This is a genomic window from Hominilimicola sp. (genome assembly GCF_046972485.1).
GTDB classification, from domain to species: Bacteria; Bacillota; Clostridia; order UBA1381; family UBA1381; genus Hominilimicola; species Hominilimicola fabiformis.
The window spans coordinates 1-6,682 of the sequence record NZ_JBKVWU010000120.1 but is presented as its reverse complement, the minus strand read 5'-3'; the positions used below and the strand labels follow the sequence as shown (position 1 = coordinate 6,682).

Sequence of the window (6,682 nt, the reverse complement as noted above, 5' to 3'; positions counted from 1 at the left end):
CCTTTACATATTTGTACGGTGCGGGATTTTCAATACATTCGTCAAATGCCATTGCTATTGTAGACGCAAGGTTTGACTGTATCTGCATACTTTCTTCAGGTCCCATAAATATTTTGTGACCGTCAATATGTGAATTAAAGCTGACGCCTTCTTCTGTTATTTTTCTCAAACCTGCAAGTGAAAACACCTGAAAACCGCCGCTGTCCGTTAAAATAGGTCTGTCCCAATTCATAAATTTGTGAAGCCCGCCAAGCTGTTTTATAACTTTGTCGCCGGGTCTTAAATGTAAATGATAGGTATTTGAAAGTTCAACCTGGCAGCCTATCTCTTTTAAATCCATTGTACTTACCGCACCTTTTATTGCCGCTATTGTTCCGACGTTCTGAAAAACGGGTGTCTGTACAACTCCGTGTACCGTATGAAATTCGCCGCGTCTTGCATTTCCGTCAGTATGCAAAATTTTAAACATTTCGTATCTCCTTTATTTTATAAGCATCGCGTCGCCAAATGAAAAAAATCTGTATTTTTCCTGTACCGCTGTTTTATAGGCATTCAGCACATTTTCTCTGCCCGCCAAAGCACTTACAAGCATTATAAGTGTTGATTCAGGCAAGTGGAAGTTTGTTATAAGCGCATCTATAACATGAAATTCCTTGCCCGGATAAATAAATATATTCGTCCAGCCTGTTTTTTGTTCAAGTTTTTCGTTTTCCATTCCGACCGTTTCCAAAACTCTTGTAGCAGTTGTTCCGACAGAAATTACACGTTTACCGTTTGATTTTGTTTTATTTACCAAATCGGCTGTTTCCTGCGGAAGTATATAAAATTCCGAGTGCATTTTATGTTCAAGTATATCGTCGGCTTTAACAGGTCTGAATGTTCCTAGTCCGACGTGAAGTGTTACATAACCTATATTAACGCCTTTTGCCTTAATCTTTTCAAGCAATTCGGGTGTAAAGTGAAGTCCTGCCGTAGGTGCCGCCGCACTGCCAGGATTTTTTGCATACACTGTTTGGTATCTGTTTTTATCTTCAAGTTTATGTGTTATATAGTGAGGCAGAGGCATTTCTCCGAGTTTATCCAAAACCTCCTCAAATACTCCCTCATACTCAAACTTAACAAGTCTGTTACCGTCATTTATAACGTCCAAAACCTCTGCTTTAAGCTCACCGTTGCCAAAAACAAATCTTGCACCGGGTTTAGCTTTTCTGCCCGGTTTCAAAATTACTTCCCAAGTATCAAGCGTATGCTTATGCAAAAGCAAAAATTCAATAGCACCGCCCGTATCCTCTTTTTGACCGTACAAACGTGCCGGAAGTACCTTTGTATCATTCAATATAAGTGCATCACCCTCATTTAGTTCATCGACTATATCATAAAAATGCTTATGCTCAATTTCACCTGTATTTTTATCAAGTATCATAAGCCTTGAAGAACTTCTGTCCTTTAAAGGTTCTTGTGCAATAAGTTCTTCGGGCAAGTCATAATAAAAATCCGTTCTTTTCAAAATAATTACCTCTTTTTTCTGTTCATTTAGATTACATTATACCAAAAAAATAAGGTTGTTGCAATAGTTTGCGACAACCTTATTAAATTTTAAGAAATTCTTTTTAGCTATACCAAAAGCATATTCGGTTCGGCACCACCCATACCGAGTGCCTTACGGCTTCCTATACCCTAATAATACGAATAATGAATTAACTTTTTTAATAACAACTGCTATAATCACCGTGAATTTTAAAAGACACACTTCCCATCATACCTGTCAATTATTTATGTAAAATTTTTATTTAGCAAAATGTATAATACAGAAAATTAAGGAAACAATACTAAATACTACAATGTATATGGAGGAACACAAAATGAATCAACAACAAAAAAAGGAAACAAAAAAGCTACCAAGCTTTTACATAGCACTTTGTTGCTGTGTATTGGCAATCGGTATAGCCGGTTATTTTACCGAAAGACACAATTCAGACTCATCAAGTATGCTAAGCAATGAGATAGCCGATAACAGTGGCAGCGAAGTTTTTTCGGATTCAACCGACAAATTCACATCTTCCGCTCTGAACGTTTCAGAAGATGAAACTCAAGAGGCGTCATCAGCAAATGTAGAAGAGAGTTCGGAAGTTGTATCTGATACCGAAACCGCTCAAAGTACCGACACTCAAACCGATATGCCTGTTACGTCCGAGCAACAAGTACCTGTTGAGGACTATGCAGTCAACAATCCCGACGTTGACCAAACCGCAGTTATCGTATCATCCGAACAACCTGCATTTATTATGCCTGTAAACGGAAATACACTTGAAGGATATTCGGACAAATTAAAATACAACGAACAGCTTTCCGATTGGCGTACCCACAACGGCATTGACATTGCCGTCAACACAGGTTGCAGTGTACAAGCCGTCGCTGACGGCGTTATTGACGAAACAGGCAAAGACGCAATGGGCGAATATGTAATAATATCTCACGCCGCAGGATTTATAACGAAATATATGGGACTTGAAAATATTGAAAATCTCACTGTAGGTAAAGAAATAAAATCAGGCGAAGTTATCGGAACGTCAGGTAAATGTACCGGTGAAAATGTGACCGATCCGCATATTCACTTTGAAATGTCAAAAGACGGAGTTTTGGTAAACCCAACCGACTACCTTCCTCAACAATAAAAGCAAAATGAGCCTGTCGACATTTTGTCGACAGGCTCATTTCTACTATCTGTTATTATAAAATGCAACATAAGATTTATATGCCATATATACGTCACTCTTTGCTGTAACTTCAAACGGTGCGTGCATTGAAAGTACAGGAACACCGCAGTCAATAACGTCCATATTAAGATTAGCAACGTACTGTGCGATTGTACCGCCGCCGCCTTGATCAACCTTACCGAGTTCGCTTGTTTGCCAAATAACTCCGTTATCGTCAAGTATCTTACCTATTTCATAAACAAATTCGGCAGACGCGTCTGACGACTCCGACTTACCTCTTGCACCTGTATACTTCATAAGCACCATACCGCAGCCTGCAAATGCCGCATTACGTTTTTCGTATACGGATTCATAGTTCGGATCAACTGCCGCACCGACGTCCGATGACAAGCAAGCTGAATTTTCTATTGTTGTATTATAATCGGTAATTGTGCAGTTGCCGTTAATCTTTTCAATAATTTCCGCAAGAGTCATTTCAAAGAATGCACTAAGCATACCCGTATTACCCGTTGAACCGATTTCTTCTTTATCAACAAAGATTGCAAGTGCTGTCTTTTTAGGATTTTGAACAGCGAATATACCCTTTAATGTAGTAAATGCACACACTCTGTCATCTTGACCGTATGCACCGACAAAGCTTTCGTCAAGTCCGACATTCTTAGCCTTGAAAGCAGGTACAATTTCAATTTCGGCACTTAAGAAATCTCTTTCTGTTATGTCGTATTTTTCGTTAAGATGTTTCAAAATCGCAAACTTAACCTTTTCGCTTACATCTTCCGATTTAACAGGCATACCGCCTATAAGAATATTAAGATTTTCTCCCTCTATTCCGTCAATCATTTTCTTTGTCATTTGGTCTTTAGCCAAATGCGGCAAAAGGTCTGTCACGCAAAATACAGGGTCGTTTTCATTTTCACCTATATTTAATGTCACCTTCTTACCCTCTTTTGTAAAGATAACACCGTGCATAGCAAGAGGAATTGCGGTCCATTGATACTTCTTAATACCGCCGTAATAATGCGTTTTCAAAAGTGCCATATCATTGCTTTCATATAGCGGATTTTGCTTTAAGTCAAGTCTTGGTGAATCGATATGTGCTCCGACAAGATTTACACCGTTTTTAATATCTTCACTGCCGATAACCGCAAGTAAAATATTTTTGTTTCTGTTAATCTTATAAACCTTATCTCCCGCCTTTAACTGCTTTACTGAATTAATATTCTTAAATCCGTGAAGTTCAGCCATTTTTATCGACTTTTCAACGCATTCACGTTCTGTCTTTCCCTCATCAAGAAATTCGCGATATTCGTCGCAAAGTTCAAACATTTCCTTATATTCCTGTTCACTCAAATTCTCATACACATTTTTTCTTTTGTATGATAATTCATTAAATAACTCTTTATCTGTCATATAAATCATAACCTTTCTGTCCGCTGATAAAAATAATATATGCGGCTTATTGCGGACGAATAAGACGTCATTTATTTTTATTATTGACACTCATTATACCACAAATACAAAAAATAGTCTATATGAAACGAATTTCTTATTTCATATTTTTTCTTATTTGTTTTAATTCCGTGCATTTTGACCATAATGTAATATATAAAAAAGTTATGCTCTGTGCAACTCTGTCAAGTATGTAATTATGCAGATAAATATGAATTTTGTCACTTGATAAATTTATAACAACGTGATATAATATCTAATATGGATATTAATAAAAAAGACAATAATCTTATTGTCACAGGTTTAAAAGATTTTAACTTACACCATATATTTGATTGCGGTCAATGCTTTCGTTTTAATGCAGTAAGCGAGAATTCATATTTCGGCATTGCAAAGAACAAGGCGCTTTTAATATCGCAAAATGATGATGAAGTTATATTTTACGATACAACTGAAGACGATTTTAAGAATATTTGGTATGATTACTTCGATTTAAACCGCGACTACGGCGAAATCAAGAGCAGATTATCCAATGACCCGATTATGAAAGAAGCTGTTTCATACGGTGACGGTATTCGTATACTTAACCAGGATTTATGGGAGGCTGTTATTTCTTTCATCATTTCGGCAAGCAACAATATTCCGCGAATCAAAGGCATTATAGAAAGGCTTTGCGAAAACTTCGGAAAACAAATAAGTTATATGGGCAAAACATATTACACGTTCCCCGATACCGATACGATTTATTCTCTTTCAAAAGAAGATTTATCGGTTATCCGTTCTGGTTTTCGTGACAAATATATAATGGACGCCGCAGACAAATTCCAGAGCGGCACTCTTACGGAAGAATATATAAAATCACTGTCAACTCCGGACGCAAAAAAAGCATTAATGACTATTAACGGTGTCGGCAACAAGGTCAGCGACTGTATACTTTTATTCGGTCTTGGCAGAGTCGACTCATTTCCCGTTGACGTTTGGATTAAACGCATAATGGAATACTGTTATTTTGACGGTGAACAAAGCATACCTGCAATATCCGCATTTGCCGAAAAGCATTTCGGCGATATAGGCGGTTTTGCTCAGCAATATCTATTCTTCTATGCAAGAGAAAACAAAATCGGCACTGAATAATCACTTTTCAGCCCACATTAAAAGTGATTTTAAGACAAGTATATCGTGTGCGGAAAGGATTTGAATTTCAGAGTGTTAGTGGATTTAAAAAGAATAGTAGCATATATATGTCCTTTCTGTTCAAATATGTCGTCAAAATCACTTTCAATATTTAATTTTTCGGGTAAAGACAAGGTTCAGCTTATATGCCCTACTCACGGCTGTCACGAAACCTGTGTTACAATAGCCGAAAAACACGATAAATACAAATTTGACATCGAATGTCCGATATGCGGTGACAACCATTCGTACACAACAACGAAAGAAAACTTTTGGAACAAACCGCTGTTAACATACAAATGTCCCGTTGCGGGAATAGATGTATTTTTTGCCGGTGAAAAAGATTTGGTTGAAAATATGCTTAACGAAAACACTGATATGTTTTCAGATATTCTCGATGAATTTGACGATGACGACAGTGATATTTCTTTTAACTTGATTTATGCAATTATCGAACGTCTGCACGCCTTGCAGGAATCACATAATATTTCCTGTGCATGCGGAAGTGAAGATATTGAATTAAATATCATAAACGGCAACATTATTCTGACGTGTCTGCAATGTAAAAAATCAAAAGCCATCGAGACAACAGAAGAAACTTTAACACGATTATTAAATGCAAAAGCAATTATAATCGGCAAATAATTTTGAATATAAATTAAATTTATATATTTATTTTATTTATTTTAAGGAGGACTTTAAAATGATAGTTTCAGCAACTGAAATGCTAAAAAAGGCAGTTGAAGGCAAGTATGCCGTAGGTCAGTTCAACATCAACAATCTTGAATGGACAAAGGCTATACTTCTAACAGCTCAGGAAAACAACTCACCTGTAATTCTTGGTGTATCTGAGGGTGCAGGTAAGTATATGACAGGTTTTAAGACTGTTGCGGCAATGGTTAAGGCAATGGTTGAAGAACTTAACATCACTGTTCCTGTTGCTCTTCATCTTGACCACGGAACATACGAAGGCTGCTACAAGTGTATTGAGGCAGGTTTCTCATCAGTAATGTTTGACGGTTCACACTTCCCTATCGAAGAAAATATCGCAAAGACATCTGAGCTTGTAAAAGTTTGCCACGAAAAAGGTCTTTCAATCGAGGCTGAAGTCGGTTCAATCGGCGGCGAAGAAGACGGCGTTATAGGTGCAGGCGAAATCGCTGACCCTAACGAATGTAAGAAAATCGCCGATCTTGGCGTTGACTTCCTTGCAGCAGGTATCGGTAACATTCACGGTAAGTACCCTGCAAACTGGAAAGGTCTTGACTTTGACGCTCTTGCAAAAACAAAGGAACTTATCGGCGACCTTCCGCTTGTTCTTCACGGCGGTACAGGTATTCCTG

7 protein-coding genes are annotated in these 6,682 nt (G+C 37.6%); 4 read left to right on the top strand and 3 right to left on the bottom strand.

All coding sequences use genetic code 11. The features are described 5' to 3' along the window. A partial coding sequence (locus ACLTU0_RS10000; protein ID WP_412322292.1) for a tRNA-guanine transglycosylase occupies positions 1 to 469 on the bottom strand: 469 nt, incomplete at its 3' end. A 12-nt stretch (positions 470 to 481) separates the two neighbouring features. Beyond that, the gene (gene queA / locus ACLTU0_RS09995) at positions 482 to 1,507 is read right to left on the bottom strand and encodes a tRNA preQ1(34) S-adenosylmethionine ribosyltransferase-isomerase QueA (RefSeq protein WP_412322291.1); all 1,026 of its coding nucleotides are present in this window, start codon (positions 1,505 to 1,507) and stop codon (positions 482 to 484) included. Positions 1,508 to 1,862: 355 nt separating this feature from the next. On the opposite strand from queA, the gene ACLTU0_RS09990 reads away from it, so the two are divergent. Continuing rightward, positions 1,863 to 2,675 carry a peptidoglycan DD-metalloendopeptidase family protein gene (locus ACLTU0_RS09990; RefSeq protein WP_412322290.1) on the top strand — a complete coding sequence of 271 codons (813 nt, stop codon included), beginning with the start codon at positions 1,863 to 1,865 and terminating at the stop codon, positions 2,673 to 2,675. 45 nt (positions 2,676 to 2,720) lie between these two features. On the opposite strand, the gene ACLTU0_RS09985 is transcribed toward ACLTU0_RS09990, so the two are convergent. Beyond that, the gene (locus ACLTU0_RS09985) at positions 2,721 to 4,127 is read right to left on the bottom strand and encodes an aminopeptidase (RefSeq protein ID WP_412322289.1); all 1,407 of its coding nucleotides are present in this window, start codon (positions 4,125 to 4,127) and stop codon (positions 2,721 to 2,723) included. A 300-nt stretch (positions 4,128 to 4,427) separates the two neighbouring features. On the opposite strand from ACLTU0_RS09985, the gene ACLTU0_RS09980 reads away from it, so the two are divergent. From ACLTU0_RS09980 to ACLTU0_RS09970, 3 genes are all read left to right on the top strand, one after another. After that, a complete protein-coding gene (locus ACLTU0_RS09980; RefSeq protein WP_412322288.1) occupies positions 4,428 to 5,300 on the top strand; it encodes a DNA-3-methyladenine glycosylase family protein in 873 nt (290 codons plus the stop codon). Positions 5,301 to 5,378: 78 nt separating this feature from the next. Next, positions 5,379 to 5,984: a hypothetical protein gene (locus ACLTU0_RS09975; RefSeq protein ID WP_412322286.1), complete on the top strand. Its 606-nt coding sequence runs from the start codon at positions 5,379 to 5,381 to the stop codon at positions 5,982 to 5,984. A gap of 58 nt (positions 5,985 to 6,042) precedes the next feature. Further along, the coding region (locus ACLTU0_RS09970; protein ID WP_412322285.1) for a ketose-bisphosphate aldolase at positions 6,043 to 6,682 on the top strand (640 nt) is incomplete at its 3' end.

What these genes read in the sequence shown, in the direction of transcription:
- ACLTU0_RS09990 (WP_412322290.1), top strand. Translation starts at nt 1,863, where the DNA reads ATGAATCAACAACAAAAAAAGGAAACAAAAAAGCTACCAAGCTTTTAC.
- ACLTU0_RS09985 (WP_412322289.1), bottom strand. Translation starts at nt 4,127, where the DNA reads ATGACAGATAAAGAGTTATTTAATGAATTATCATACAAAAGAAAAAAT.
- ACLTU0_RS09980 (WP_412322288.1), top strand. Translation starts at nt 4,428, where the DNA reads ATGGATATTAATAAAAAAGACAATAATCTTATTGTCACAGGTTTAAAA.